The organism is Microbispora sp. CA-102843, from assembly GCF_050936215.1.
Classification (GTDB): Bacteria; Actinomycetota; Actinomycetes; order Streptosporangiales; family Streptosporangiaceae; genus Microbispora.
In genome coordinates this window covers 1,948,529-1,974,389 of sequence record NZ_JBNJNF010000001.1, presented here as the reverse complement: position 1 = coordinate 1,974,389, position 25,861 = coordinate 1,948,529, and the positions used below count along the sequence as shown (strand labels likewise).

The 25,861-nt window shown below is 70.6% G+C and carries 27 protein-coding genes; 9 read left to right on the top strand and 18 right to left on the bottom strand.

The genetic code is table 11. The features are described 5' to 3' along the window. The first annotated feature begins 3 nt into the window (after window positions 1-3). From ACQEVJ_RS09215 to ACQEVJ_RS09205, 3 genes are all read left to right on the top strand, one after another. Entirely contained in the window at window positions 4-663 is a 660-nt protein-coding gene (locus ACQEVJ_RS09215; protein WP_433099167.1) for a hypothetical protein, read from the top strand. Between the two features lie 222 nt (window positions 664-885). Beyond that, window positions 886-1,197: a hypothetical protein gene (locus ACQEVJ_RS09210; RefSeq protein WP_433099165.1), complete on the top strand. Its 312-nt coding sequence runs from the start codon at window positions 886-888 to the stop codon at window positions 1,195-1,197. Then, window positions 1,173-1,589: a PIN domain-containing protein gene (locus ACQEVJ_RS09205; protein ID WP_433099163.1), complete on the top strand. Its 417-nt coding sequence runs from the start codon at window positions 1,173-1,175 to the stop codon at window positions 1,587-1,589. Before ACQEVJ_RS09210 ends, ACQEVJ_RS09205 begins: the two co-directional genes overlap by 25 nt. 558 nt (window positions 1,590-2,147) lie before the next feature. Here ACQEVJ_RS09205 and ACQEVJ_RS09200 read toward each other — a convergent pair. Both ACQEVJ_RS09200 and ACQEVJ_RS09195 read right to left on the bottom strand, forming a co-directional pair. Further along, window positions 2,148-3,014 carry a TIGR03620 family F420-dependent LLM class oxidoreductase gene (locus tag ACQEVJ_RS09200; protein WP_433099161.1) on the bottom strand — a complete coding sequence of 289 codons (867 nt, stop codon included), beginning with the start codon at window positions 3,012-3,014 and terminating at the stop codon, window positions 2,148-2,150. Beyond that, window positions 3,011-3,925, bottom strand: coding sequence for an NmrA/HSCARG family protein (locus ACQEVJ_RS09195; protein WP_433099159.1), 915 nt, complete (start codon window positions 3,923-3,925; stop codon window positions 3,011-3,013). The genes ACQEVJ_RS09200 and ACQEVJ_RS09195 overlap by 4 nt, the downstream gene beginning before the upstream one ends. A gap of 119 nt (window positions 3,926-4,044) precedes the next feature. Between ACQEVJ_RS09195 and ACQEVJ_RS09190 the strand changes: the two genes are divergently transcribed. Together ACQEVJ_RS09190 and ACQEVJ_RS09185 are read left to right on the top strand one after the other, a co-directional pair. Then, the gene (locus ACQEVJ_RS09190; RefSeq protein WP_433099157.1) at window positions 4,045-4,659 is read left to right on the top strand and encodes a TetR/AcrR family transcriptional regulator; all 615 of its coding nucleotides are present in this window, start codon (window positions 4,045-4,047) and stop codon (window positions 4,657-4,659) included. A 629-nt stretch (window positions 4,660-5,288) separates the two neighbouring features. Further along, complete coding sequence (locus tag ACQEVJ_RS09185; RefSeq protein WP_433099155.1) at window positions 5,289-5,690, top strand: DUF3592 domain-containing protein; 402 nt, start codon at window positions 5,289-5,291, stop codon at window positions 5,688-5,690. Between the two features lie 331 nt (window positions 5,691-6,021). On the opposite strand, the gene ACQEVJ_RS09180 is transcribed toward ACQEVJ_RS09185, so the two are convergent. Then, the gene (locus ACQEVJ_RS09180) at window positions 6,022-6,222 is read right to left on the bottom strand and encodes a GntR family transcriptional regulator (protein WP_433112616.1); all 201 of its coding nucleotides are present in this window, start codon (window positions 6,220-6,222) and stop codon (window positions 6,022-6,024) included. A gap of 151 nt (window positions 6,223-6,373) precedes the next feature. After that, entirely contained in the window at window positions 6,374-6,805 is a 432-nt protein-coding gene (locus ACQEVJ_RS09175) for a MarR family winged helix-turn-helix transcriptional regulator (protein WP_433099153.1), read from the bottom strand. A 196-nt stretch (window positions 6,806-7,001) separates the two neighbouring features. On the opposite strand from ACQEVJ_RS09175, the gene ACQEVJ_RS09170 reads away from it, so the two are divergent. Further along, a complete protein-coding gene (locus tag ACQEVJ_RS09170) occupies window positions 7,002-7,988 on the top strand; it encodes an NAD-dependent epimerase/dehydratase family protein (protein ID WP_433099151.1) in 987 nt (328 codons plus the stop codon). Window positions 7,989-8,323: 335 nt separating this feature from the next. Here the strand turns inward: ACQEVJ_RS09170 and ACQEVJ_RS09165 are convergent, their stop codons facing one another. The 4 genes from ACQEVJ_RS09165 to ACQEVJ_RS09150 form a co-directional block, all read right to left on the bottom strand. Beyond that, complete coding sequence (locus ACQEVJ_RS09165) at window positions 8,324-9,745, bottom strand: recombinase family protein (protein ID WP_433099149.1); 1,422 nt, start codon at window positions 9,743-9,745, stop codon at window positions 8,324-8,326. 671 nt (window positions 9,746-10,416) lie between these two features. Next, complete coding sequence (locus tag ACQEVJ_RS09160; protein WP_433099147.1) at window positions 10,417-10,845, bottom strand: cellulose binding domain-containing protein; 429 nt, start codon at window positions 10,843-10,845, stop codon at window positions 10,417-10,419. Between the two features lie 351 nt (window positions 10,846-11,196). Next, window positions 11,197-13,308, bottom strand: a complete 2,112-nt coding sequence (locus ACQEVJ_RS09155) for an acetate--CoA ligase family protein (RefSeq protein ID WP_433099145.1) — start codon at window positions 13,306-13,308, stop codon at window positions 11,197-11,199. Window positions 13,309-13,310: 2 nt separating this feature from the next. Further along, window positions 13,311-14,480, bottom strand: coding sequence for an acyl-CoA dehydrogenase family protein (locus tag ACQEVJ_RS09150; protein ID WP_433099143.1), 1,170 nt, complete (start codon window positions 14,478-14,480; stop codon window positions 13,311-13,313). Window positions 14,481-14,621: 141 nt separating this feature from the next. On the opposite strand from ACQEVJ_RS09150, the gene ACQEVJ_RS09145 reads away from it, so the two are divergent. Continuing rightward, window positions 14,622-15,272, top strand: a complete 651-nt coding sequence (locus ACQEVJ_RS09145) for a TetR/AcrR family transcriptional regulator (RefSeq protein WP_433099141.1) — start codon at window positions 14,622-14,624, stop codon at window positions 15,270-15,272. A gap of 2 nt (window positions 15,273-15,274) precedes the next feature. Here the strand turns inward: ACQEVJ_RS09145 and ACQEVJ_RS09140 are convergent, their stop codons facing one another. Continuing rightward, the gene (locus ACQEVJ_RS09140) at window positions 15,275-16,120 is read right to left on the bottom strand and encodes a MaoC/PaaZ C-terminal domain-containing protein (RefSeq protein ID WP_433099139.1); all 846 of its coding nucleotides are present in this window, start codon (window positions 16,118-16,120) and stop codon (window positions 15,275-15,277) included. 1 nt (window position 16,121) lies between these two features. Further along, window positions 16,122-17,045, bottom strand: a complete 924-nt coding sequence (locus ACQEVJ_RS09135) for an SDR family oxidoreductase (protein ID WP_433099137.1) — start codon at window positions 17,043-17,045, stop codon at window positions 16,122-16,124. Window positions 17,046-17,163: 118 nt separating this feature from the next. On the opposite strand from ACQEVJ_RS09135, the gene ACQEVJ_RS09130 reads away from it, so the two are divergent. After that, a complete protein-coding gene (locus ACQEVJ_RS09130) occupies window positions 17,164-18,627 on the top strand; it encodes an MFS transporter (protein WP_433099134.1) in 1,464 nt (487 codons plus the stop codon). Here the strand turns inward: ACQEVJ_RS09130 and ACQEVJ_RS09125 are convergent. The 3 genes from ACQEVJ_RS09125 to ACQEVJ_RS09115 are packed head-to-tail and all read right to left on the bottom strand — an operon-like array spanning window position 18,620 to window position 20,723. After that, entirely contained in the window at window positions 18,620-19,597 is a 978-nt protein-coding gene (locus ACQEVJ_RS09125) for a pirin family protein (RefSeq protein WP_433099132.1), read from the bottom strand. The two genes, ACQEVJ_RS09130 and ACQEVJ_RS09125, sit on opposite strands and share 8 nt — an antisense overlap. After that, window positions 19,594-19,929: a GNAT family N-acetyltransferase gene (locus ACQEVJ_RS09120; RefSeq protein WP_433099129.1), complete on the bottom strand. Its 336-nt coding sequence runs from the start codon at window positions 19,927-19,929 to the stop codon at window positions 19,594-19,596. Before ACQEVJ_RS09120 ends, ACQEVJ_RS09125 begins: the two co-directional genes overlap by 4 nt. Before the next feature lie 23 nt (window positions 19,930-19,952). After that, complete coding sequence (locus ACQEVJ_RS09115; RefSeq protein ID WP_433099127.1) at window positions 19,953-20,723, bottom strand: pirin family protein; 771 nt, start codon at window positions 20,721-20,723, stop codon at window positions 19,953-19,955. Window positions 20,724-20,818: 95 nt separating this feature from the next. Here ACQEVJ_RS09115 and ACQEVJ_RS09110 point away from each other — a divergent pair, with 95 nt between their 5' ends. Next, window positions 20,819-21,271: a MarR family winged helix-turn-helix transcriptional regulator gene (locus tag ACQEVJ_RS09110; RefSeq protein WP_433099125.1), complete on the top strand. Its 453-nt coding sequence runs from the start codon at window positions 20,819-20,821 to the stop codon at window positions 21,269-21,271. A 10-nt stretch (window positions 21,272-21,281) separates the two neighbouring features. Here ACQEVJ_RS09110 and ACQEVJ_RS09105 read toward each other — a convergent pair whose 3' ends face one another. The 5 genes from ACQEVJ_RS09105 to ACQEVJ_RS09085 all read right to left on the bottom strand — a co-directional run bounded on the left by ACQEVJ_RS09105 (window position 21,282) and on the right by ACQEVJ_RS09085 (window position 25,691). Further along, on the bottom strand, window positions 21,282-21,887 hold the full coding sequence (locus ACQEVJ_RS09105; RefSeq protein WP_433099123.1) for a CBS domain-containing protein: 606 nt from the start codon (window positions 21,885-21,887) through the stop codon (window positions 21,282-21,284). 12 nt (window positions 21,888-21,899) lie between these two features. Beyond that, window positions 21,900-23,024, bottom strand: coding sequence for a CapA family protein (locus tag ACQEVJ_RS09100; protein WP_433099121.1), 1,125 nt, complete (start codon window positions 23,022-23,024; stop codon window positions 21,900-21,902). Between the two features lies 1 nt (window position 23,025). Beyond that, a complete protein-coding gene (locus ACQEVJ_RS09095; protein WP_433099118.1) occupies window positions 23,026-23,739 on the bottom strand; it encodes a hypothetical protein in 714 nt (237 codons plus the stop codon). A 45-nt stretch (window positions 23,740-23,784) separates the two neighbouring features. Further along, window positions 23,785-24,720 carry a ribose-phosphate diphosphokinase gene (locus ACQEVJ_RS09090; protein ID WP_433099116.1) on the bottom strand — a complete coding sequence of 312 codons (936 nt, stop codon included), beginning with the start codon at window positions 24,718-24,720 and terminating at the stop codon, window positions 23,785-23,787. Window positions 24,721-24,878: 158 nt separating this feature from the next. Next, window positions 24,879-25,691 carry a methyltransferase domain-containing protein gene (locus ACQEVJ_RS09085; protein ID WP_433099115.1) on the bottom strand — a complete coding sequence of 271 codons (813 nt, stop codon included), beginning with the start codon at window positions 25,689-25,691 and terminating at the stop codon, window positions 24,879-24,881. Window positions 25,692-25,861 lie beyond the last annotated feature (170 nt).

Below are 25,861 nucleotides of genomic sequence, written 5' to 3'. Positions count from 1 at the left end.
TCCATGACCGATTCGAACCCTCGGACCCGGCTTACCGGTGTCCTGCTGTTGACCTCGTTCGTGGCCATGATCGCCGGTGCGGCCATCGTGGTGCCATCGGGGTTGACCCTGAATTCAGCCGACCCCGATGCTGTGCTGGTCGCGGTGGGTGAGCAGTTCGGGCTGCATCTGACCGAGCTGGTCTTCGACGTGCTGGGCTGGCTGGCACTGACCGCGGCTGGGCTCGTGATGTCCGCTCGCTCCGCCCAGGCACCCAGACCGCACCTGGTGACGCTGGCCGGCGGACTGCTGGCCGCCGCCGGGCTGGCAGGCCTGCTTCATGACGCCGGGAACCTGGCGCTGACCCAGTTGGCCGCTGACCCCACCGCCCCGGCGGTCGCCACCGTGGCCTGGGCGGTACTGCTCACCGCCAAGTGGGCGGTCAACCTGGCCGGGCTGCTGTGGGTCGCCGCCACCGCCGCGGCGGTCGGCGTCCCGATGCCGACCGGGCTCCGCATCGCCGGTGCGGTCGCCGCGATCTCAGGTTTGGCCGCGGTCGCGCTTCCGTGGACGACCGGGACCGATGGGCCGACGGTGGCACTGGAACAGCTCGGGTACGCCCTCCACCTGCCGATCATGATCTGGTACGGGGTGCTGGGCTGGCGGTACCTGCGTAACCGGTGACCGGCGCCTGTGAACCTGTACGTCCTTCTGCCTGGGCGGCTCTGAGCGAAGCGCCGAAGGTGCCGCTGCGCTATCGGCGGCACCGGGCGTCTCCTGCCCCGTCGGCCTGGCGACCTCCAGCGGGGAGTAGCGGGATCGTGAGACCTCCGGGTGGCGTCGCGCTGCTCGGAGATTCGTGTTTGCGGGACGTGATTTTGCTACTTGAAGTAGTAAACTACCTCTATGAGTCTGCCTGAACGAGCCTTCCCGCCAGGAGAAGGGCCCGCGACCAAGGTCAGTGTCTCCTTGCGGGCCGGCAACATCCGAGCCATCAAGGAACGTGTCGGCGCGCGCGGGTTCTCGGCCTATGTGGATGCCGCTGTGGAGCGGCAGATCGAGCGGGATCTGTTGGAGGAGGCCCTGCAGGCGAACGAGAACGAGAGCGGTCCCATCCCGCAGTCCCTTCGGGACGAAGCTGAGCAGTTGTTCCGCAGCGTGAAGTCCGCTCCCGAGCTGCAGGAGGAGCGTGGATGGCACGCGCACGAAGCAAGCTGAGTGCAGGGACGGTCATCCTTGATTCCGAGGGACTCTCGAAGTGGTGTACGGCCGACCAGCGCGTTACGGCGATCGTCCGTGAGGCGCAGAACAACGACTTCCGTGTTGCCATCAGTGCCCTGACGCCTATCGAGGCCTTCGACGGCCGGGTGACAGACGATCGGTTGCGCTGGCACCTGTCCCGGTTGCGTGTCGAACCGGTGACCGAGGATGTTTCCGTCCACGCGCTGGACCTGCTCCGTGAGAGCGGTCTTCACGGCCATAGATACGCGATCGACGCTGTCGTGGCCGCTACTGCTCTTCGCTCCACCAACCCCGTCATCATCCTCACCTCGGACGAGGATGACATGAGCAAGCTCTGCGGCAAGGCGGTCCGCCTCGTACGCGTGTAGGTGCTGAGTTATTGCCCCAGCGATAGGACTACCACCAGCAATACCTCTTTAAGGTGCCAAACGGCTACTGCGGCCTCGGCGGTACTAACGTCAAGCTAGGTGACCCGTCCGAGTGGGCTGCCTGCCAGACGGGCCTGGTTCCGGCCGAGGAGTAGTTTCCGCAGATCTCGCTGTACGGAACGCCTCATGTTCAGCCACGCTGAAGGTCTTAACGGGGGAACTCGCGGGCCTTCCGCTTCTCAGGGCCGAGATCGCCTCCAGTTCTGTACTCAACAGCCCTGGACATCACCGACGCCGCCAACGACATCGCCGCCGAGGGCCAGCTTGGCGATCTGGACGATCTGGCGACCGTTTCTCCCTACATCACCCACACCGTCCGCCTGTTCGGCAACCGGACCCTCAACCTCACCCCGCCGGACGACATCCCCAACACCCGGTTGGATCTGGAACCACGAGTGTTGTTCGCCGCGGCCCTGGCCTGATTCCCGTTCCGGGGATGGCATGATGGCGGACCAGCACGTCCCAGCACGTGCCTGGATGGCCTGATCAGGAGCCCGCTCACAGCAACTGCGCAGCAAGCTCTTGCCATTGACGCAATGGCGGCTCATCTGGTGTGGCCGTCAGCAGGTGCAGGCTGACGTGATCCGCACCGGCGTCGAGATGCTCCTCAACCCGCCGGGCGACGTCCTCGGGGCCGCCGGTGGCAACCAGGGCATCGACCAGCCGTCCGTCGAGGGATTCGACGTCGTCGAATCCCAGGTCGCGTAGCAGCGCGAGCCGGTTGGGCAGGGCGGCGGCCGCGTGGGCACGGGCCAACTCGGCCGTGCGGGCGCGGGATGAGTCCAGGACGACAAGCTGGGTGACCGCCAGCAGCGCTTGCGGCCCGAGCAGGCTTCTGGCCTGGCGGGTGTGCTCGACCGGCATGCCCAGCGGGTGGGCGCCGCAGGCGCGTTCGGCGGCGAGCTGGAGCATCTTCGGGCCCAGCGCGGCCAGGACCCTGGGCGGTGCCGGGACCGGCGGGCCGAACGGGGAGGTGTCCATCGCGTCCAGGTAGGCGCGCATGGTCGCCACCGGCGGGCCGAAGCGATGGCCGCGCACCTCGGTGACCAGGGCGGGATGGCTGACGCCGAGGCCGAGCAGGAACCGCCCGGGGAAGGCCTCGGCAAGCGTGCGCTGCGCAGCCGCGGCACTGATGGCGTCGCGGGCGTAGATGCTGGCGGTGCCGGTGGCGATGACCGCCTGCCGGGTGACCGACAGCAGCAGGGCGGCCTGGGCCATCGCCTCGCGGCCGGTCGTCTCGGGAAACCACAGGGCCGGATAACCGAGATCCTCGATGGCGGCAGCTGCCTGACGTAAAGCGAAGGCGGGAAAGCGGTCCATCTCGCCCGCCCAGATGCCGACCCGTCCGAGGCCGAGCGCGTTCATCGCTCCTGCTCGGCGGTGTCCTGGGCGGCCAGGAAGCCGGCGATCTGGACCGCTCCGGTGCGCTCCAGCCAGGTGCGCAGGTCCATCAGGCCCGGGTGGAGGGCGCGGGTGAAGGCGACGTCGGCGCGATAACCGCGTTCGTTGAGCCAGGTGTAGGCGAAGGCGAACTCCTCGCCGACCTGCGCGATCACCTCGATCGGGATCTGGACGTACGGCAGCGGCCGGCCGATCGCCTCGGAGATGACCGCGGCGATCTGGCGTGGGGTCAGTTCGTCCCCGGCCAGGTCGACCACGCGGCCGATCCACTCGCCCGGCTGGGCGAAGGCCAGCGCGGCGAAGGCGCCGACGTCGTCGACGGCCATGATCTGCTGGGGTACGTCGGCGGCGAACACAGTGGCCACGGTGCCGTCGTGCAGGTGGTAGGCGCCGGTGTAGTTCTCCATGAAGGAGACTGGGCGCAGGAAGGTCGCGGGCAGGCCCAGCCGGGTGATGTGCTGTTCAATCCGCCACTTGTTGATGGTGTTCTGCGGCAGCTTCTCGGTGTTGTGGCGGCCCGCGCCGGCGAGCGAGGCGTAGACCAGGTGCCGCACGCCGGCGGCATGCGCCGCGTCGGCGACGTTGCAGCCCCAGCGGACCTCGTCCTCGGCCGAGAAGCCCGCCGGGGTGCCCGGGGAGCCGACGGTGGGCTGCACGCTGAACAGGCCGTAGGCGCCCTCGGCGGCGGCGACGAGCGAGGCGACGTCGTCCATCTCGGCGCGGACGAACTCGGCGCCCGTCTGCGCCAGCGCCCGGGCTGGCGCGGCGTCCGGATCGCGCGTCACCGCCCGAACCCGCCAGCCGTCGGCGAGCAGCTGCGCCGTCACGGCCTGGCCCTGCAGGCCTGTCGCCCCCACCACCACGATGGTCTTCACGATGTGTCTCCCGACGGTAGGCATGCGGCGGCCACCCACCTAACTGGGGTGACCCTCCGGTTCTGGGTGAGTACGATATGGAGGGCCACCCCGTTTTTGCAAGGCCACCCGGAGATCGCATGCCGCCCGACAGCCGTAGGACCTCGCCCGCGCGGCCGATGCGCGCGGACGCGCGCCGCAACTACGACCGCATCCTGACCGCGGCCGCCGAGGCCATCGCCGAGCACGGGGCCGAGGCGTCCCTGGAGGAGATTGCCCGGCGCGCCGGTGTCGGCTCGGCCACGCTGCACCGGCACTTCCCCTCCCGGCAGCAACTGCTGGAGGCGGTCTTCCGCAACAAGGTCGAGGCCCTGTGCGCCACCGCCGCCGACCTGGCAGCCGACCCCGATCCCGGACACGCGCTGGCGACCTGGCTCGGAGCCGTCGCCAGGCACGCCGTGTCCAACCGAGGCCTGGCCACCGCCCTGATGCGGGGCGCCCATGACGGCGATCCCACCCTGGGCGCCACCTGCCACACCATGATCAGCAACGCCGGAGCGGACCTGCTGGCCCACGCCCGCGAGGCGAAGGCCGCACGACCCGACGTCGCCATCACAGACCTGCTCAAACTCGTTAACGCCATCTGCCTGGCCGTCGAGCAGGAACCCGACGGCGCGGCCCAGGCCGACCGGCTGCTCACCCTCGCGCTGACCGGAGTGCACCCTGCAGGAGAACCAGCGGGGCGGGAGATGTGAAACAGAATGTGCATTATCTGTCACACCGGCTGCCGACGGGTCACCTCCGCCCAGCTCGGCGCCCGCCGCCGCGCAGGCGACTCGGCTACATCATGTGTCACATCGCCTTTCGGGAGGCGGCTCCGTGTCCATCGTGGCGTTCCCCAGCCAGCCCGACCCTGCGACCGCTGGCGTGACGGTCACGGCCGCGGTCGAGCATTTCCTCGACTCCCTCGCTGCGGCCACCACCCGCGCCGGCTACGCCCAGACCCTCAACCGGCTGACCGCGGCCACCGGCCCGCACCATCCGGTCGCCGCCCTGCAGCCTGAGCACTGCGCAGTCGTGCGCCCTGCAGCAAGATCCAAGCTGTTTGCAATCGCGGCCCGGAATCCTACTGCCGTGAATCACACCGGGCTGTCACGGAGAGGCGTGATGCGCGGGGACAGGAGAGCGCCGGTGCGGTTCGTGTCGGGGAGTCGCAAGGACCGTAAGGCGTCCGGCAAGCTACCGCGTTCCCGTTGCTCCTTCTGATGACTTCTGATGATGCGATCACCGGCAGGTGATCGACCGGGTCGGGCTTCGGCGGTACAGGCCCTCGAACGGGATTGCGACGGTGGCCCTTGAATGAGATGAGAAGGGGGCAATGGACATGAGCATCGTGCCATTGTTTGGGATCGTGTTCGGAGTGGTGTCCATCGGGTCCAGCATCCATGACATCATCGTCGGACAGCGGCTGCGGCGGCACGGGATACGGGTGCCAGGCGTCGTCGTGGGCCTGCGCCGGGCCGGCCGCAACGGCGTGTACTACCCCACACTGCAGTTCCAGACGGTGCAGGGCCCCGTGGTGAAGACCGAGTCGGATCTGGGCTTCAAACCGTCGCCAGTCCGTCCGGGCCAGCAAGTCATGGTGGTCTACGCCCCCAAACGACCCCAGCACGTCCGTCTGGACGGGGCGGGCGGCACGGGTCTAATTCACGGCGTGCTGTTCCTGGTCGTCGGGGCGGTCGCGCTGGTGGTCTCCCTGGTCTTCGCGATCAGCTCCTGGCTGTGAGGACGGGAGCGGGCATCGTCGGCATCCGTTCGGGCCGATGAGTTTTCGCGGCATGGCGCCTCCATATCTGTAGACGGCCTGGAACGACGCGGACTGTGCAGGTCGCATCCACGGAGATCAGGAGGTGTCGTTCAGATGGGCGAGACGCATGTAGTGCGGTACACGACCCGGGCCAACGCGGCGGCGGAGAATCAGCTTCGAAGTCCTCAACGGCTACTGCGGCATCGGCGGCACCGGTGTCAACGCAGGTGACCCTTCCGCCTGGTGCCCGACTGGGCTGACGGCCTCTTCGGAGGAGTAGCCGGTATTGCTGAGACCTCCGGGTGGCGGTTCAGGCCTGCTCGGAGGTCTCGTTCTTGTCCTGGGCCACGAAGGAGCCCATGCCCGGGGTGGTGACGATGAGGCCGTCTTCGCGGAGCTTGGCGGTCACCTTGCGGATGGTCACGCGGGCGACGCCGAACTCGCCCTCCAACTGGACCTCGGAGATGAGGTAACGAGGCGGGTACTCGCCCGACTCGGAGCGGGGGCCGATACGACGATGACAAACTTCGCGACCGACTCATAGGCAAATAACGAAGGGATGACTCAGGTTCAGGGAGGACCTGGACAACCTGCGACTTCGCGATCGCAGGTCATCGGTGGCGAGCGACGCTCCGGCAATCCACGCGCTGGCGATGTCTTCTTCAGCCGCCGGCGGGCGACGCCTCGTCGGCGCTGAGGGTCCGCAATAAGTCGACCAGCGTCGACAGCTGCTCGGGGGTGAGTGGCCTGAACAGCTCTTCCGCCGCCAGTTCATAGCTGGCCGTCCAGTCCTGGGCCAGTGCGGCCCCTTGCGCCGTCACTCGAAGGAGTACGGACCGGCGGTCGTCCGTGCTGGTCTGGCGTTCGAGCAGTCCGTCACGGACGAGCGCGTCGACCAGGGTGGAGGCGGTCCCCTGGGCGATACCGACCGCGAGAGCGAGCTCGGTGAGCCGAAGCGGCTGCGAACGTGCCACCTCCACCACCAGGCGCGACCTCGGTGTCGACACCCCATGCTCGCCCAGACGCTCGTTGAAGTGACGTACGAGCACCTTCGCCGTACGACTGAACTCGTCGGCGACCTGTGCTGCGGTCACGCTCTTCCTTGCGTGCGGCATCGCCCACCTCCACTTGACACATCCATCGTACGGGAGGTTGCATAGACGTAGATGCATTGATACCAAACTATTTGATGGCTATGCATCTGGAAGGGGCGGTCAGGATCGCGTGCCGAGCGGCACGGACAACCGGATGCGCACGAGAAGTGCGTACTCAATCACAAGGAGTGCAAGCATGAAGGTCTTTGTCACTGGCGGCAGCGGTTTCGTCGGCGGCGCTCTCGTCCATCGCCTCGTCGCCGCAGGACATGAAGTCATGGCGCTTGCCAGATCGGGCTCGAGCATTCAGCGGGTACGGGCGGCCGGAGCCGATGCCGTTCCTGGCGATCTCGCCGAGCTCGGCCGGGCCGGTTCCCCGGCGCCGATCTGGCTCGCCAAGCTGCGCGAGGCCGACGCGGTCGTGCACGTCGCGGCTCACATGGAGTTCTGGGGGCCCGACTCGCTCTTCGAACAGGCCAATCACATGCCGACCGTCGCCCTGCACGCCGCGAGCGTCGCGGCCGGGGTGCGACGCTTCGTGCTCATCAGCGCCGCGTCCGTCTCCACGGGCAGTCAACGTCGTCCCGTCGTCGACGAGTCGACGCCGGAAGGCCGGCCGAACATCGCCTACAGCCGGGTCAAGCTGGCCACCGAGCGCGCACTGTTGAAAGCCCACAGCGAGAAGACCGAGCTGATCGTGCTCCGCCCGCCGTTCATCTGGGGTCGCGGAATGACGACGATCAACGAAATGGTCAAGGTCGCCGAGGCGGGACGGTTCGCCTGGATCGATCACGGTAAGCACATCGTCGACTTCGTGCACGTCGAAAACCTGGCCGGTGCCGCGATCCTCGCGCTCACACGGGGCCGCCACCGCGGGGTGTACTACGTGACGGACGGCACGCCGATGCCCATTCGAGACTTCCTCATCCCCTTGCTGGCGACCCGCGGCGTGGATCTGTCCAAGAGCCGCAGCGTCCCTCTGGCGATGGCGGCGCCCATGGCCGCGATGATGGACCGCACAACACGCCTGCTTCGCCGCAAGACGGCGCCCCCGCTGACGAACTGGCTGGTGAGCTTCACCGGCCGTGACCGTTCCTACGACATCACCGCCGCGCGGAGGGAACTGGGCTACTCGCCTGACGTGACGGTGGAGAAAGGTCTGGCGGAGATGAGCTTCTCGTGAGGTGACGACCTCGCGCGCCGCTGTCTCACCGCCCTCGCCATGGATACGGCCCCAGTTTCGCGTCTGATCTGGCCCCAGTTTGTGATCTTGCGCGTAGGTTCTGCGAACGTGATTTGGCCCCACCCGGCAACCCGCTGCCTTTTATCCGCGTGAACGCCCTCGGCTGAGGCGCTTCAGGTGGGGACGCTGGGGACGTGCTGCCCCGCGCGGGTGGCGGCGTCTCGGGCGGCGCAGGGGCTTGCGCCGGTGGTTGAGGATCTGGCGGTGATGGAGCGGGTGGCGTCGGTGTTCCGGCCGGTGGGGGAACAGCAGTCGGAGCGCCGCCCGGTGGCGGCTTAGGCGATCCATTCGATGGTGAATCGGTCGGGGTCCCACTTCTTGCGTAGGTTGGCGGTGGCGACGGTGATGGTGCGGATGACCGCGGTGACGATGGCGCGTCGCTGGGAGATGTTCATGGCCTGCCACCTGGTGAGCATGTCCTGGGCGGTGCCGATGAAGGGGATCAGGGGTGAGGTTCGGGAGAGGCCGGCCAGTTGTGCCCTGCTTTTGTCCAGGCGTAGTTCGATCGGGGCGCGGGCGGCCATCCATTCCCTGCGGCTGATCTCCCGGCTGGCCCAGGCTTCGGCGAGTTCTTCCAGTAGCTCCTCGTCGGCACGTACGGCCTCGGCGAGGTCGTCATCGTCGCCGCCTTGGTGGCGGATGCGTTCGGCGAGGGCGGGGGAGTCGAGGGCGGTCAGTAGCATGTCGCGGATGTGGTCGTCGGTGCGGGCGGTGTTGGTGGCGATCCCGCCGCATGAGCCGCTGCCGGGCACGTTCGGGCAGACGTACCGGGGGACGCCTTGCCGTGGGCGGCCGTTCATTCGGTGTCCGCATCGGCCGCAGCGCAGGATGCCGGACAGAAGGTAGGAGCGTCCGGTGGCGGACTGGCGGCGGTAGTCGCGTGTGGAATCGCTGAGTAATGCGCGCAGCCGGTCGGAGTCGACGGGAGTAATGATCGCAGGCCAGACGGCGTCGGCGACGATCTCACCCAGCAGAGGGCGGGTGGTCTGGAAGCTGCTGCGAGGGGTGTGCTCTCTTCGCCCACTGATGCGGGCTGAGGCGAGCAGACGCCGCAGCGTCGTCGGAACCCAGTGACGCCCGGAAGGCGTCTTCACGTCCCGCCGCTGGAAGTCCTTGCACACGCTCGCCAAGGATTCGCCGGCCAGCACGCGGCGGGCAGCCTCGCGGATTACCTCGGCCTCTTCGTCGATGACGGTGATGCGGTCTTCGGCGTAGCCGTAGGGGCGCATCCCGCCACCGGAGACCTTGCCCGCCTCGGCGTTCTGGCGTCGCTGGCGCTTTTGACGTTCGGCTTTGTGCTCTGCCTCGTGGCGGGCTGCGGCCCCCAGCATGCGCGCGATCAGTCGCCCGGTCGGAGTGGCCAGGTCGATCTCCCCGGTGACCGTGGCGAGTTCGATGCCGCGCCGGTCGGCCAGGTCGATGACGTCTTCCAGCTCGCGAGGGGATCGTGTCAGCCTGTCCACGTGCCAGCACACGATGGCGTCGACGGTCCCGGCCTCGACGTCGCCGAGAAGTCGTTGCCATGCCGGGCGTGGGCTTCCGGAGTACGCGCTGACGTCGTTGTCGGAGTAGACGTCCACCACGTCCCACCCTCGGCGCTCGACCAGCGCTCGGCAGTCGGCTTCCTGACGGGCGACACCGAGCCCGGCACCCGCGCGGTCCTGGCTGATCCGACAGTAGATCGCAGCTCTGCCCATGGGTCACATAGATACACGCTCGGTGGAACCGGAGTCTCCTGCCCCATCGACCTCACGTCGGGCGAGGCCTGACCAGTGGTCAGCCCCTGGCCGCCCTGCCGGCCGAATAGCGAGTTATCGAGAGCCGAACTCCTGTCCAAGCGCCCCGCTACGTGGTCGTCGAATGATGAGCGAGATAAAGGTCAGCGGAGAGAACACATCGTCACCCTGCCCATACCAGCTCATAAATAGTAATCACCTCAGCATCTTCGTCGGCATGGAAATGAATCAGTCCGAGGTTCCCGAAGGTGGCCTGCCTGTAATCCCTACGCCCCGGATACAGACCTGGGCATTCCAAGGCTCCTCAATGAGATCCGCAGTCCGCTCGAGCCCGGTGAGGCTCCCGTCGTCAGCAACCCGATCCCCATCACCATCGACTGGACCGAACTGCAGTTCCGAGCAGAACCGATCACGGCGATCCCTCACTCCGGTCTCGACGGCAGGCAAAGGCCAGGCCACTCGTTGATCGCCCGCGACCCGGTGTATGCGGGCGGACGGGGACCTCAGGTGGTCTTGACCCAACCGGAAGTCCCGTACGGCGTGCTCGGGCCGCCCACCATGTCCACGCTGGCCGCGCGCCGGCTACATGAAGGAGACCGGCCGTCCGCCGTGGACGCCGAACCGCGCCGCCATCAGTAAGGCCCGTAGGTCACCGCGCAGGGGACGCCGTTGAGCGTGAAGCCGGTGGGGTGGTCGTCGGCTCCGTTGGCGTTGAAGCCGATCCAGAAACTTGTGCCGGGATCGATACTCTCCTGCCAGACCGGATTGGCGGCCTGGACGCTCGGCGGAGTCTCGGAGAAGGTCGCGTTCCATCCTTGCATGATCGTCTGGCTTCCGGGGAAGACGAACTGCAGGATCCAGGGGCTGAACACCCGGGTCCCGGTGTTGGTGATCGTCACTCTGGTCGTGAAACCGGTGCTCCACCCGAAGCTGGCGTAGGTCACCGCGCAGTCGTAACCAGCCGGCACGTCCGCGGGCGCCGCCTGGGCGGGACTCGTGAACAACGCGGCCAGGAGAAGCCCGGCCGCACCGATACCCGACGAAGCCCGTAGAAAACGCATCGATCCCCCTCCGGATGGCGTTCCGTGAAACCGATTTCGATGTGATCGTGAGCCACTCGAAATCCGCTGTCAAACAATTCCCGGAGGTACGTTCCACGGTTCTCGGCACTATCGCGCGGACGTACGCCAATCAAGACCGGCAGAGCTGGGAGTTTCACCGGTGGCGATATACCGGTCACTGATCGAGGCCGGCGGAGCGGCCCTGACCGGCTTCACGAATTCCGCTTTTGGGACGCGTAAGAATATCCCGATCCACCCGGCGCTCGGATACCCGGAGAATTCGGCACCGCGGCGGCCTCGTCGTCCGTCCGTGCGCGACAGACCGGGACGGACGGACGACGAGGCGGGGGTTCAGCCGCGCCAGGTGACCAGGGCGTCCAGGGCTTCCACGTGCGAGCCGCGGACCAGCAGCGGGTTGATCTCCAGCGACTCCAGGTCGTCGCCGAGGCTCTCGGCGAAGGCGGCGACGCGGGCCACGACCTCGGCGACGGCGTCGAGGTCGGCGGGCTCGGCGCCGCGTGCGCCCCGCAGCAGCGCGGCGCCGCGCAGCTCGTCCAGCGCCCGCCGCACCTCGGCCGCGTCCACCGGAAGGACGCGCAGCGCCGTGTCGCGCAGTGCCTCCACCCAGATCCCGCCCAGGCCGACGGCCAGGGTGAGCCCCCACGCCGGGTCCCGTACGACGCCGACCAGGAGCTCCACGCCGCCGCCACGCTGCGGCTGGACGAGCGCGCCCACCCGGCCGGTGCCGGGGACCGCCGCGGCGGCCACGACCTCGCGGTAGGCCCGCTCGACGTCCCGCGCGTCGGACAGGCCCAGCCGGACCCCGCCGACGTCGCTCTTGTGCCCGAGCCCTTCTGCGGCGACCTTGAGGACGACCGGGTAGCCGAACCCGACCGCCGCCGCCACCGCCGACTCCTCGTCGTACACCAGCTCGCCGGGCACGACCGGGATCCCGGCGGACGACAGCAGGGCGGCGGCCCGGTGCTCGGCCCACACACCCGTCCCTGGCTCGACCGCCGGGGCGCTCACCACGGCCTTCGCCGGGACGGCTCCGTCCGCCGCCTCGACGGCGGCGCGGTACGCCTGCCCCCATCGGACGGCCGCGCCGATGGCGTGCATGCCGTGCTCGATGCCGCCCGCGACGTACGGGAATCCGCTCTCCCGCTGCACCTCGCGGCCGAACTCGGTGACGTCGGTCAGCACGTTGCTCACGACGACGACCGGCATCGGGGCCTCGGCGATGCGCCGGGCGCTCGCCGCGAACATGGCGTGCACCGGCGCGGGGTCGGGCGGGGCGACGCGCGGGAGGTCCGACAGCAGCATGACCGCGTCCACGCCGGGGTCGGCGGTGACGGCCTCCAGCGCGCGGCCGAGCAGCGTACGGTCGATGAGCACATAGCCGGTGACGTCGAGGGGGTTCTGCACGGTCCCGAAGGCGGGCACGATCTCCCGCAGCCGGGCGACGGTGTCCGGGGCGAACGCCGGCAGCTCCAGCCCTTCGTCTTCGGCCCGGTCGGCGATGATCTCCGACGCGCCGCCCGAGGGCGTGACGACGCCGATCCGCGGTCCTGGCAGCGGGCCCACCTCCGCCAGCAGGCCGGCGGTGATGATGAGGTCCTCAAGCGACCGCACCCGCACCACCCCGAGCTGCCGGAACACCGCGTCGATCACGTTGTCGTCGCCGACGAGCGCGCCGGTGTGGGCCTGGGCGGTGCGCGAGGCGAGCCGGCTGCGCCCGATCTTCAGCGCGACGATCGGCTTGCCCGCGAGCAGCGCCCGGCGCGCCGCCCGGGAGAACGCGGCCGGGTCGCGGACCGACTCGAGGAACAGCGCGATGGCCTTGGTCGCCGGGTCGTCCACCAGGTAGTCGATCACGTCGGTGACGGTGACGAGCGACTCGTTGCCCATCGAGGTGAGCAGGCTGATCCCGACGTTGCGGGCCTGGGCGAAGCCGAGCACCGAGCTGGCCAGCGCGCCGCTCTGCAACACCACGCCGACCGACCCGCGCAGCAGTGGGGACGGGATCGGCAGGCCGTACGGCGTGACGTCGGCGGCGGCGTTGATGAAGCCGTTGCCGTTGGGGCCGAGCACGGTGAGGTCGTTCTCGCGGGCGAAGTCGACGATCTCCGCCTCCAGGGCGGCGCCCTCCGGGCCGGTCTCGCCGAAGCCCGCGGTGAGGATCACGTAGTCGCGGATGCCGAGCTTGGTGCCCTCGCGCAGCACGGACAGCACGGCCGTGGTCGGCACCATCACGTACGCGAGGTCGACCTGGCCCGGGATGTCGGACAGGCTGCTGTACGCCTGCTCGCCGTGCACCACGCCGCCGCGCGGGTTGACCAGGTGCACGGGCCCTCGGAAGCCGTGCGTACGGAGGTTGGTCAACGTGCTGATCGACCAGCCGGACTTGTCCGTCGCCCCGACCAGAGCGATCGACCGGGGGTTGAAAAGCTCTCCTACCGGCATCCTCACTCCCCGATCGTGCCGAGGCGGGCGTGACCCCTGAGCAGGTTGCGGGCGATCGTCCTGCGCTGGATCTCGTCGGTGCCCTCGAAGATCCGCAACAGGCGCAGCTCGCGATACCACCGCTCGATGGGCAGTTCCTTGGTGTAGCCCATGCCTCCGTGGATCTGCAGCACGCGGTCGACGACCTGGTTGGCCATGACCGCGCCGTTCAGCTTGGCGATCGAGGAGGCGTGCCGGGCGTCCATCCCCTGCTGCACGCGCCAGGCGGCGTGCAGCGTGAGCCACTTGGCCGCCTCGATCTCCACCTGCGAGTCGGCGATCATCCACTGGATCGCCTGGTATTCGGCGATCGGCTTGCCCATCGACACGCGGATCTTGGCGTAGTCGACCGCCATCTGGAGCATGCGCTCGGCCGAGCCGACGGCCCGTGCGGGGATCATGTAACGGCCCTGGCCGATCCACTGCATCGCCAGCTCGAAGCCCCTGCCGAGCTCGCCGAGGATGTTCTCCTCCGGCACCCTGACGTCCTCGAACACCAGCGAGGCCGGGCCCCACTGCCCCATCGTCGGGATCGGCTCGGACTTCCAGCCCATGTCACGGTCGGCCAGGAAGCAGGTGACGCCGCCGTTCGCGCCCTTCTCGGCGTCGGTCACCGCGAACACCATCACGAAGTCGGCCTCGTTGCCGCCGGTGATGAAGGTCTTCTCGCCGTTGATGACCCAGTCTCCGCCGTCCTTGACGGCACGCGTACGGATGCTGCGGGCGTCCGAGCCGGCGCCGGGCTCGGTGATGGCGAAGCAGGAACGGCGTTCGCCCTCGATCGTGGGGATCAGGTAGCGCCGCTTCTGCTCCTCAGTGCCGGCGTAGAGGATGTTGTCGGCCGACCCGCCGAAGCTGAACGGGACGAACGTGCGGCCCATCTCCATGGCGATGATCGCGGACATGACCGGGCCCAGGGCGGCCCCGCCGTACTCCTCGGGGGTGTTGATGCCCCAGAAGCCCATCTTCTTCGCCTTGAGCCGCAGGTCACTCAGGACCTCGGGATCGAGCCCCGGGCCGTCGCCGCGCTCGCTGCGCAGCACCTCGGGTTCGAGCGGCATGACCTCCCGCTCCACGAACGCGCGGATGGTGTCACGGATCTGCAGTTCCTCTGGGCTCAGGGAGAAGTCCATCGACGCGACTCTTTTCTAGAATTGCTCTCTAGGAATCGGCTCCAGCCTGGTTCCGCGCCAGGTTGGTGTCAAGAGGCTTGGAATCACTTTCTAGAATTCGACCGGCTACGATGGCGTCGTCCCTGGAAACGAGGAGCCCAGATGGCACGCAAGCCCGGCGGAAGGAGCGGCTCGTGGGAGTGGAGCCGCACCGCCCAGACGCGTAAGAGCATGCTTCAGGCCGCCCGCGAGGTCTTCTCCGAGCACGGCTTCGCCGACGCCAACGTCGCGGACGTCGTCGAGCGCGCGGGCTCCAGCGTCGGCAGCCTCTACCACCACTTCGGGGGCAAGACCGAGCTGTTCCTCGCGCTGTGGGAGGAGCACCAGGCCGCCCACGAGGAGGCCGCCGCGTCCAGCGTCGCCACGGCGAAGCAGGCGGGCGTGAAGGACCCCGTCGAGCTGTTCATCGCGGGGGCCAGGGCGTTCCTCGAAGGGTCCTGGCAGCGGCGCGACCTGGCCCGGCTGTTCATGGACGGCGACGGCCCGCCGGGGTTCGAGCTGATGCGGCGCACCCGCGGCCGGGAGTGGGTCCGGCAGAACGCCGTCCTGCTCGGCGCGGCGAACACGCCGACCGACCGCCTCACGGTCTCGGTCCTCACCAGCGTGATCGGTGAGGCCGGCCGCGAGGTCGCGACGAGCGAGACCGAGGAGGAGGCCGGGGAGGTCGTCGAGGCGGCGATCGCGCTGATCCGCCGCTTCGGCGACCCCCTGGCCACCCACGACGCCCCGGCCGGAGACGCCGGCGCCGTGTGACGTCAGGCGGGACGGAAGGCGGCCCTGCCCCGGTCGATCACGACGGTGCCGTCCTCCTTCGCCGTGCGGAACAGGGCCGTCGCACCGTCGTGGGACGTCCAGATCGACACGGTCAGCGCCTCGCCCGGGTAGACCGGTTTGCTGAACCGTCCCGACATGGCCGCGAACCGGGCCGGGTCGGACCCCGCCACCGCGTGCAGCAGCGCCCGCCCGCTGATCCCGTACGTGCACAGCCCGTGCAGGATCGGCCGGTCGAAACCGGCGCGGGCGGCGAAGGCGGGGTCGGAGTGCAGCGGGTTGCGGTCTCCGGACAGGCGGTAAAGCAGCGCCTGGTCCTGGCGGGTCTCGTAGGTCACTGTGTGGTCCGGCGGCCTGCCGGGCTCGGCCCACTCGTCGCGTGGGCCGCGCTCGCCGCCGAAGCCGCCCTCGCCCCGGATGAACACCGAGCTACGGCTCGTGATCAGCAACTCGCCGCTCTCCGCGTCCGCCGCCCTGGCCTCGGTCGTCACCAGCGCCCCCGAGCCCTTGTCGTAGATGCCGGTCACCGTCGAGGTCGTCCGCACACGGCCGGCGGGCGGCAGCTCGCAGTGCAGTTCGAAGGCCTGCTCGGCGTGCACGAGCATGGCCGGGTCGAAGTCGCCGAGCCGCCGCCCGGTGGGGGCCTGGGCGGCCAGCACCGCGAAGGTCGGCAGCACCCGCTGCCGGACCCCCGCCGAGTTCTCCGTGGTGAAGGCGAGCTCCTCGGTTCCCGCCCCGACGCCCAGCGCGTACAGCAGGGTGTCGGCGGACGTCCACGACCGCTCGTGTGGCGCGCTCTCCACGCCGATCAGACTGTGGTCGAGCGGCATGTCACTCCTCCCCGTCCGGGATGCGCCCGCTGGTGAGGGCGTTCGGCGCGGCCTTCTCCACCAGGGCGGGGATCGCGTCGCCCAGCTCGGCCGGCTCCCACCGGGCGCCCTTGTCCACGCCGGGCCCCGCGTGCCAGCCCTCGGCCACGCTGATGTGCCCGCCGCGCACGTTGAAGACCCGGCCCGTGATCCCCCGCGACTGGACGCTCGCCAGCCACACCACCAGCGGCGCGATGTTGTCCGGCGCCGCCGGATCGAACCCGCCCTCGGCGGGCCGCCGCCCGCCCGGGATGAGGTTCTCGGTCATCCGCGTGAGCGCGGCGGGGGCGACCGCGTTGACCGTCACGCCGTAACGCGCCAGCTCCTTGGCCGCGATGATCGTCAGCGACGCGATCCCCGCCTTGGCCGCGCCGTAGTTTCCCTGGCCCGCGTTGCCGTAGATACCGGACGACGACGTGGTGTTGATCACCCGGGCGTCCACCGCCTCGCCCGCCTTGGACCTGGACCTCCAGTAGGCGGCGGCGTGCCGCAGCGGGGCGAAGGTGCCGCGCAGGTGCACCCGGATGACCGCGTCCCACTCGTCCGCCGACATGTTGACGAGCATCCGGTCGCGCAGGATGCCCGCGTTGTTGACCAGCACGTGCAGGTCGCCGAAGGTCTCCACGGCCCTTTCGACCATGCGCCGCGCGCCGTCGAAGTCGGAGACGTCCTCGCCGTCGACCACGGCCTCGCCGCCCATGGCCCTGATCTCCTCGACCACCTCGCCCGCGGCGCCGGTGGACGACCCGGTGCCGTCGACCTCGGCGCCCAGGTCGTTGACGACGACCTTGGCGCCCTGACGCGCGAACTCCAGCGCGTGTCCCCGCCCGATGCCTCGCGCGGCACCGGTGACGATCACGACACGGCCTTCCACGATTCCGCCCATGCGCAGCTCCCTTGACCCGGCCTTGACCCGACCTCGTGTGAACGGGATTCTAGTAATGGAATCTAGAATTCGGTAGGGAGGAGCCGGTCATGATCCAGCTCGCCGCACGATGACGGCCGTGCCGCAGACCATCGCGGCTGACCCCGGCGAGCGGGAGCGGCTGCGCCGCGCCTGGCGGACGCTGTCGGTCGTGAGCATGGCCAGTGTCCTGACCGCGCTCGGCGGCAGCGCGCTCAACGTGGCGCTCCCCCAGGTCGTACGGCAGACGCACGCGAGCGCGGACGCCGCGAGCTGGATCCTGCTCGCCTTCCAGCTCACGACGACCGTGCTCATGGTGGTGTTCGGCCGGCTCGCCGACCTGTTCGGGCGGCGGGCGATGTACCTCGGCGGCCTTGCCACCTACACCGTCGCCAGCCTGCTGGCCGGATTCGCCCCGGACGCGTGGGTCATCGTGGCGCTGCGGGTGGTGCAGGCGGCGGGCGGTGCCATGCTGCTGACCAACAGCGCCGCGCTGGTGACCGACGCCTTCCCCAAGTCGCGGCTCGGCGAGGGGATGGGCGTCTACACCGCGTCGTTCTCCATCGCCCAGCTCGCCGGCCCGGCGCTCGGCGGCCTGTTCACCGAGCACCTCGGCTGGCGCTGGGTGTTCTGGTACAACGTGCCCCTCGGCATCGCGTGCCTGGTCTGGGGCGCGGTGGCCCTCCGTCCGGGACCGCCGCAGGGCCGCGACCGGGGGCTCGACCTGTCCGGCAACGCGCTCGTGCTCGCCTGTCTCGGCGGCCTGCTGCTCGCGCTGTCGGAGGTGACCAGGCTCGGCTGGGGCCATCCGATGGTGGTGTCCGGCCTCGTCGTGTTCGCGGTGACGCTCCCGCTGTTCGTCGTGCGGGAGCTGCGGGCCCGTCATCCGGCGGTGGACATCCGGATGTTCCGCGATCTCACGTTCGCCCTCGGGACGCTGGCGTCGTTCCTCAACTCGACCGCGCGGGTCGGGGTGGTGCTCCTCGTGTCGCTGTTCTTCCAGGCCGTCCGCGGGGAGGACCCGGTGCATGCGGCGGTGAAGGTGCTGCCGCTCTCGATCGCGGCGATGGCGGCGTCGGTCGCGTCGGGCTTCCTGCTGCGCCGCCTGGGTCCGCGCACGGTGGCGGTCGCCGCGACCTCGCTGACGACGGCGGGCCTGGCCGTCCTGCTGTGGCTGATCTCCCCCGACGTGTCGCCGGCGGCGCTCACGGCCGCCCTCGTGCTGATCGGCGTCGGCTCGGGCATGTTCCTGCCCTCCAACACCACCGCGATCCTGGACGGGGTGCCGTCGCACCGGCTGGGGATCGTCAACGCCATGCGCCTGATGCTGCAGAACACCGGGGTGGTGGTCGGCACCGCGCTGGTCCTGTCGATCATCACGGTGCCGCTGCCGGCCGGGCTGCACGACGCCGTCTTCGCGGGAACGCTGTCCCACGTCTCACCTGCGGCGGTCGAGCAGCTCGTCACCGGCTACCGCTGGGCGCTGGCCTGCATGACCGTCGTCTCCGCGCTCGCCGTCTTCACCTGCTTCACCAGAAGGCGGGCGGGCTCGCCCGTCAGCTGAGGACGCGGCCGTGCCGGTCGCGGGCCTTCAGCCGCACGGTCGGCATCTCGGGCGCGGGGAGCGGCCGCTCCCCGCCCGGGACGACGCCGAAGCGGTCGCCACGCATCCATTCGTCGCGTGCCCGCGCGATCTCCTCGTGCGAACGGCCGACGAAGTTCCACCACATCACCAGGGGCTCCTCGAACGGCGTGCCACCCAGCACGAACAGCCGGGCCGGGCCGGCCGTCTCCATCGGCACCGCCGTACGGCCCTGCCCGAGATAGAGCAGCGAGCCCGGCTCGAGCGCGACCCCGGCCACGTCGGCCGTGCCCGACATGGCCAGCACCGCCGTCTCGTACGCGGGATCGACCGGCAGCCGGTGTTCCCCTGGGCCGGCGAACAGCACCTCGGCCCCGAGCAGCGGGGTGTGCACGCGGGCGGGCGAGCGCAGCGGCCCGGCCTCGCCCACCACGACGGTCACGGTGACGTCCCCGTCGCACAGCACGGGCAGCGCGGCGTGGTGCTCGAACCGCGCCTCGCCGTGCCGCGCCTCCTCCGGCAGCGCGACCCACAGCTGCAGCCCGTGCATGCCCGGCGGGTGCTCCGGCGGCGACTGCTCGGAATGGGCGATCCCGTGGGCGGCGGTCATCAGATTGAGCTGCCCGGGCACGATCGCCTGGACGTTGCCGAGGCTGTCGCGGTGCAGGATCTCGCCCTCGGCGAGCCACGTGACCGTCTGCAGGCCGGTGTGGGGGTGCGGCGGCACCTGCATGCCCGGCCGGCCGCTCACGTCGTCGGGTCCGAAGTGGTCCACGAAGCACCACGCGCCGACCATCCGGCGCGGGCGCTGCGGGAGCAGCCTGCGCACGGTCGTGTAGCGGCCGAGCGGCACGTCGTGGCCGGGCAGGAGCACGCTCTCCGGCTCCGCCTCGGTCGCGACCGTGCAGCCGTACAACGCCGGCTCCCCGTGGTTGAGGGGCCCGCCGCTCACTCGGCCGCCTCCCCGCCGTCGAGGGAGAACCGGGCCCGCCGGTCGGCCGGCACCAGGTCGAGGTACTCCGGGTGCCGCTCGATGTACCTCTGCACGAACGGGCAGAACGGCAGGACCGACAGCCCGGCGTCCCGGGCGGCGTCGAGCGCCGCCCGGACCAGCGTCGAGCCGAGGCCCCGGCCTTCGAAGGCCGGGTCGATCTCGGTGTGGGTGAAGGAGATCGTCGGCCCCTTGAGCCGGTATTCGGCGAAACCGGCGATGGCGCCGTCGAGGGTGATCTCGAAGCGGCTCTCGGCCGGGTTGTCGGCGACCTGCGGTTCTGTCTGTTCCATCGGGATTCCTTCCAAAATCGTCGTCAGGCGGCGATCGTCGCGTGCATCTCCCACACGAGGATCTCGGCGGGCTCCGTCGCGGTGACCTTCTGCCCGCCGGTGGCGGTGAAGCGCACCGCGTCACCGGTCTCCAGAGTGCCCGCACCCTCCAGGGCGACGGTCCCCCGGGGTACGAACAGGTGCAGGAACGGCGCCTCGGGCAGCTCCACGCTCTGGCCCGGCTGAAGACGGGCGGCGTACAGCGCGGCGTACCGGTTCTTGATCCGGATGGCCGCCTCTCCGGCGTGCTTGTCCATGCCGCTGGCGACCGGCACCAGGCCGCCGGCCAGCAGATCGTTCTCGATCTCCAGCTGCTCGTAGCCGGGGGTGATGCCGGGCTCGTCGGGGACCACCCACATCTGGACGAAGTGCACGGCCTCGTCGTGGGTGTCGCCGCCGGTCAGCCGCCAGGAGTCGTTCTTCTCCGAGTGCAGGATGCCGGTGCCGGCGCTCATGCGCTGGGCCAGGCCCGGGTAGATGACGCCGGAGTGGCCCTCGGAGTCCTGGTGGACCAGGGAACCCTGGAGCACCCAGGTGACGATCTCCATGTCGCGGTGCGGGTGGGTCTCGAAGCCGGTGCCCGGGTGGACGACGTCGTCGTTGTTGACCAGCAGCAGGCCGTGGTGGGTGTTGCCGGCGTCGTAGTGGCCGCCGAACGAGAACGAATGCTTGGAATCCAGCCAGGAGATGCGGGTGGCGAAGCGCTCGCCCGCCCGGCGGACGTCCACACGAGGGGTCAGCCTGGTCGTGGTCATGGGTGCCCTTTCCTCGTCGCCATGTAGATGATGCGTCATCTACTGGTGCCCCACAACATACATGACGAGTCATTGATTCCCGCTAGCCTGGGGACATGGACAGCCCACGGTGGCTCGACGCGGACGAGCAGCGCGCCTGGCGGGCGTACGTGCGCATGCAGGGCCGCCTCACGGCCCGGCTCAACCGGCAGCTCCAGGCGGACTCGGGTCTGTCCCTGGCGGACTACGAGGTCCTCGTGCAGCTCACCGACAGGGAGGAGGGGCGGCTGCGGCCGTACGAGCTGCAGCGCGACCTCCAGTGGGAGCAGAGCCGGCTGTCCCACCACCTGACCCGGATGCAGCGCCGGGGGCTCGTCAGGCGGGAGGAGTGCGCGGACGACGGCCGCGGCGCGTACGTCGTGATCAGCGAGGAGGGCCGCCGGGCCATCACCGCCGCGGCCCCCGGACACGTGGAGACCGTGCGCCGCCTGTTCTTCGCCGGCCTCACCCGCGAACAGGTCGCCGCGCTCGAACGGCTCGCAGCAGACGTGCTCGACCGGCTCGACTAGGGACGCGACCCTAGCTCACCAATCCCTCGGGGAAGACGACGTCGGCCACCCCGGGGACGGTCCTGGCGACCAGCTCGGCGATGCGGGCCGACCGCTCGTCGCCGGGGCCGTACAGTTCGACGACGCCGTCCCGCACGGCCGCGCCGAAGGACGCCGTGTCGGCGCAGTCGCGCAGCGCCGCGAGCACGTCGTCGCGGATCCGCTCGTCCCCCTGGGCCAGCAGGCCCATCAGGTCGCGGCGGCTGACGATCCCCACGAGTTCGTCGTCGCGCAGGACGGGGACGCTCTTCACCCCCGTCGTGATCATCAGTTCGACCAGATCCATGGTGTCGGCGCCGTCCCCGACAGTGGCGACGCGCGGCGTCATGACCTCCTCGACGAGTGCGGGCGTCCTGCCGGTGGGCGGGGCCTCGGGGCGCAGGAAGGCCCGGGGGTTGGCCCCGAACTCGCCGCGCAGCAGGTCCATCTCGCTGACGATGCCGACCATCCGTCCGTCCGTGGCGACCACCGGCGCGGCCGTGATGTCCTGCTCGTACAGCAGGCGGACGGCCTGCTTGATCGTCGCCGTGCGCCGGACCGTCACCACCGGCGTCGTCATGATCTCGTGGACCAGCATCGTGACCACCTCCTACGCGGCCGGTGCGAGGGCGAGCGTGCCGCCGGGCGCCGGGGCGACCCGCGCGCCGAACTCCCGGCTGATCCCGTCGAGCGTCGCCCGCAGCCACTCGCGGTCTTCGCCGCAGGCGTGCCGCAGCCGCATGCGTACGGCCCGCATCGGCGCCATCCGCAGCTCAAGCAGCCGCCCCGACGCCGCCTCGGCCGTCGCGAAGTACAGCAGCCGCAGGTCGTCGCGGTACTCCTCGTAACCGGCGATGCCCTCGTAGTCGTCGATGAAGTCCCCGCAGCCGTAGAGGATCAGCCGGTCCCGGTACACCTCGACCGGACGGGGATGGTGGGAGGAGTGGCCGTGGACGAGATCGACGCCGCCCTCGACCAGCGCGTGGGCGAACTCGACCTGGTCGTCCTCGACCTCGTAGCCCCAGTTGGACCCCCAGTGGACGGAGACGACTGCGATGTCCCCCGGCCGCTTGGCCTGCCGGACACGGTGGACCGTCTCCGCCGCGGCCTCGCGGGACGGCCCGGGCAGGAAGGCCACCCCGGGCCGGTCACGGGCCGCCGCCCATTCGCCGGGGACGCCGCTGGACGGCATCGCGACCGCGAACACCAGGACCCGCCCGCCGCCGGGGAGCGCCACGACCGCGGGCCGCCGCGCCTCGTCCTCGTCCCGTCCCGCGCCCGCATAATCGAGTCCCGCCCCCGCCAGCGCGTCCAGCGTCTCCGTGAGCCCGCGTACGCCGAAGTCGAGCACGTGGTTGTTGGCAAGCACGCACACGTCGGGCCGGGCCGCGGCCAGGACGGGGATATTGGCCGGGTTCATCCGATAGTGCACTTCCTTGCCCGGCGCGAAGTCGCGGCTGCGGGTGACGCTCGTCTCCAGGTTCAGCACGCGTACGTCGGGCGCGGCCTCGTCCAGCACCTCCAGGGCGTCGCCCCAGGGCCAGGAGTAGCCGGCCGGCCGCGGGATCGGGCCGTTCGCCTCCTCCGCCAGCTCGACGTACGCGCGGGCATCCCGGGCGTACGGCTCCTCCAGCACGGGATCGCCGGGATGCTGGAGGATCTGGTCGACCCCGCGGCCCAGCATCACGTCGCCGCACAGGAACAGCGTCACCGGGTCCCCCGCCGCCGACCGCATCTCACTCCTCCTCGGTCAGCGTGGCGCAGCGGGCGCCGCCCGGACAGTGAGGGAAGTCCTTGTGGTGGGCCAGCCACAGGCGGACGAGAGCGGTTTCGAGATCGCGCACGTCCAGCCCCGCCTCGCCGGCGATCTCCCGCAGCCGCTCAAGGGGGTGGTGTCCCGCGCCGAGCAGCCCGGCGTGCCGCCCGGCCTCCACCGCCCGGTCGTCCGGCGGCGGGTCCACCCCCGGCCAGACACCGCGCAGCTCGCGCAGGAACAGCGCGACCGTCACCGGGCCCCAGCCGGGCAGCGCGTCGAGCGCGGCGCGGGTCTCGTCCAGGCCGCCCCCGCGCAGGGCGCCGACCTCGCCGCCCACCGCCTCGGCCAGGCGGAGCAGCCGCGTCGCCGTCCGGTAGTCGTAACGGGCGTAGCCGCCGCGGTCGAGGATCTCGACCAGTTCCTCCCAGGTGCGGCCTTCGACGTCGGAGAGCCCGCGCACCCCCGCCTCGGCCATCGCCCGGTAGGTCCGTACGGCGATCCCGGCGGAGATCCGGGTGCCGAACAGCGTCGCCGCGAGCAGCCACCGCTCGACCTCGCGGTCCCCCCGGTCGGCGTCGATGCCCATCTCACGGGAGAACCGGCCGCCCAGGGTCTCGACGAGACGGCGCGCGCGGTCCGGCAGGCGGGTCAGGTCCCTGTCCGCCGCCGTACGGCTCCGCGTCCTGGGCGTCACACTCCCATCCTCCCCCCTGGCCGCCCGTCGCCACCGGGCGGCGTGTCAGGTGTGGGCCAGCAGGTCGTCCACGCCCTCGTCCCGGTGGAGGCGGCCGATCGCCTCGGCCAGCAGCGGGGCGACCGGGCACACCTCCAGCGACGGCAGGGCCGCCCCGTCCTGCGGCAGGGTGTCGGTGACGACCAGGCTGCGGATCTCCGTGCGGCGCAGCCGCTCCCGCGCGTCCCCGGCGAACAGGCCGTGCGTCGCGGCGACGGCGAACGGCGGCGTCGCCCCCTGCCCGAGCAGGGCCTCGACGGCCGCCTCGATCGTCCCACCCGTGCTGATCATGTCGTCCACGACCAGCGCGGGGCGGCCGGTCACGTCGCCGAAGACCTGCTCGGCCCGCACGTCCGCTCCGGTCAGCCGCGTCTTGCGGACCAGCGCGACGGGCCGCGCCAGCAGGCGGGCGTAGTGGCGGGCGAGCTTGACCGCGCCGAGGTCGGGCGCGACCACCACCGCCTCCTCCGGCACGCCGCGCCCGGCGGCGCGGGCGAGGGCGGGCACGGCCGTCAGCGTCTCCACCGGCATCGGGCACACCGCCTCCAGCGCGGCCGTGTGCGGATCGACCGCGATCAGGCGCTCGACCCCGGCCGAGGCGAGCGCGGCCACCACCACCCGCAGCCCGATCGCCTCCCCCTCGCGGCGGCGCCGGTCCTGCCGGGCGTACCCCACGTACGGCACCACCGCCGTCAGCCGGGCCGCGCCGCCCCGCCGGCAGGCGTCGGCGAGCAGCAGCGCCTCCACGACGTGCTCGTCGACGGGCGGCCCGGTGGGCTGGACCAGGTAGACGTCCGCGCCCCGGACACCGGTGACGACCGGCCGCGACTCGCCGTCCGGGAACCGCTCGGCCACCGGGACGGACGGCTCCTGGTCCAGCGCGGCCGCGACGGCGGCGGCGAGCGGGCGGTTGGCCGTCCCGGCCACGATCCGCAGCGTCATGGCTGTTCCCCCTCAAGTCCCCCCTCAAGTCCCCCTCAAGCGCCCCACTGGCACCGTCCCCCGTGGGCGCCGGCGGCAAGCGCGGCACGACCCGGGTCCGGGAATCTGCGGGTCTCGGGGTCTGGGGGTCTGGGGGTCGTTCCCCGCGTGTTCGCGCGTCAGGTGACGCGGCAGAGGATCTCGCCGTGCGGGACGCTGAACCAGCCGTCCTCGCTCGCGGCCCACTCCCGCCAGCCGTCGGCGATGCGCCGCAGGTCGTCCCGCGTGGCGTGGCCGCCCTCGACCGCGCGGTCCGCGTAGGAGGACTGCACCGTGCGGTCGGCCCACAGCCCGCCCCACCACTCCCGCTCCTCCGGGGTGGCGTAGCACCAGGTGGACGACGACGAGGTGATCTCGGTGAACCCCGCCTCCCTGGCCCAGGCACGCAGGCGGCGCCCGGCGTCGGGCTCGCCGCCGTTGGCGCGGGCCACCCTGCGGTAGAGGTCCAGCCAGTCGTCCAGGGCCGGGATCAGCGGATACCACACGAAGCCGGCGTAGTCGGAGTCGCGCACCGCGACGATCCCGCCCGGCTTGGTCACCCGCCGCATCTCGCGCAGCGCGCCCACCGGGTCGCCGACGTGCTGGAGCACCTGATGGGCGTGCACCACGCAGAAGGAGGCATCGGGGTAGCCGAGTGCGTGCACGTCGCCGGTCGCGAAGCTCACGTTGCCCAGGCCGCGCCCCTCCACTTCGCGGCGCGCCTGCTCCAGGATGCCGGGCTCGGTGTCGAGGCCGATCACCTCGCCCTGCGGCACCAGTTCGGCCAGGTCCGCGGTGATCGTGCCCGGACCGCAGCCGACGTCGAGGATCCGCATGTGGGGCTTCAGCGCGCCCAGCAGGTACGCAGCCGAGTTGGCGGCCGTGCGCCAGCGGTGGGAGCGCAGGACGGACTCGTGGTGGCCGTGGGTGTAGACGGCCGTTTCGTTTGCCATGCCGGTTACGATTCCACGCGTCTCGCGATTTGAGCAATTATGTTTCACAATTTGAGATATCCGGAATTCGACGCAGGCGGCGCGGCGCTTGCGAGGCCCACCAGTTCGCCGGCCTGCGCGACTACCCGGCCCCGCTGGAGGTTGATTCTCCGGCCCGAGCGGGGGCATGT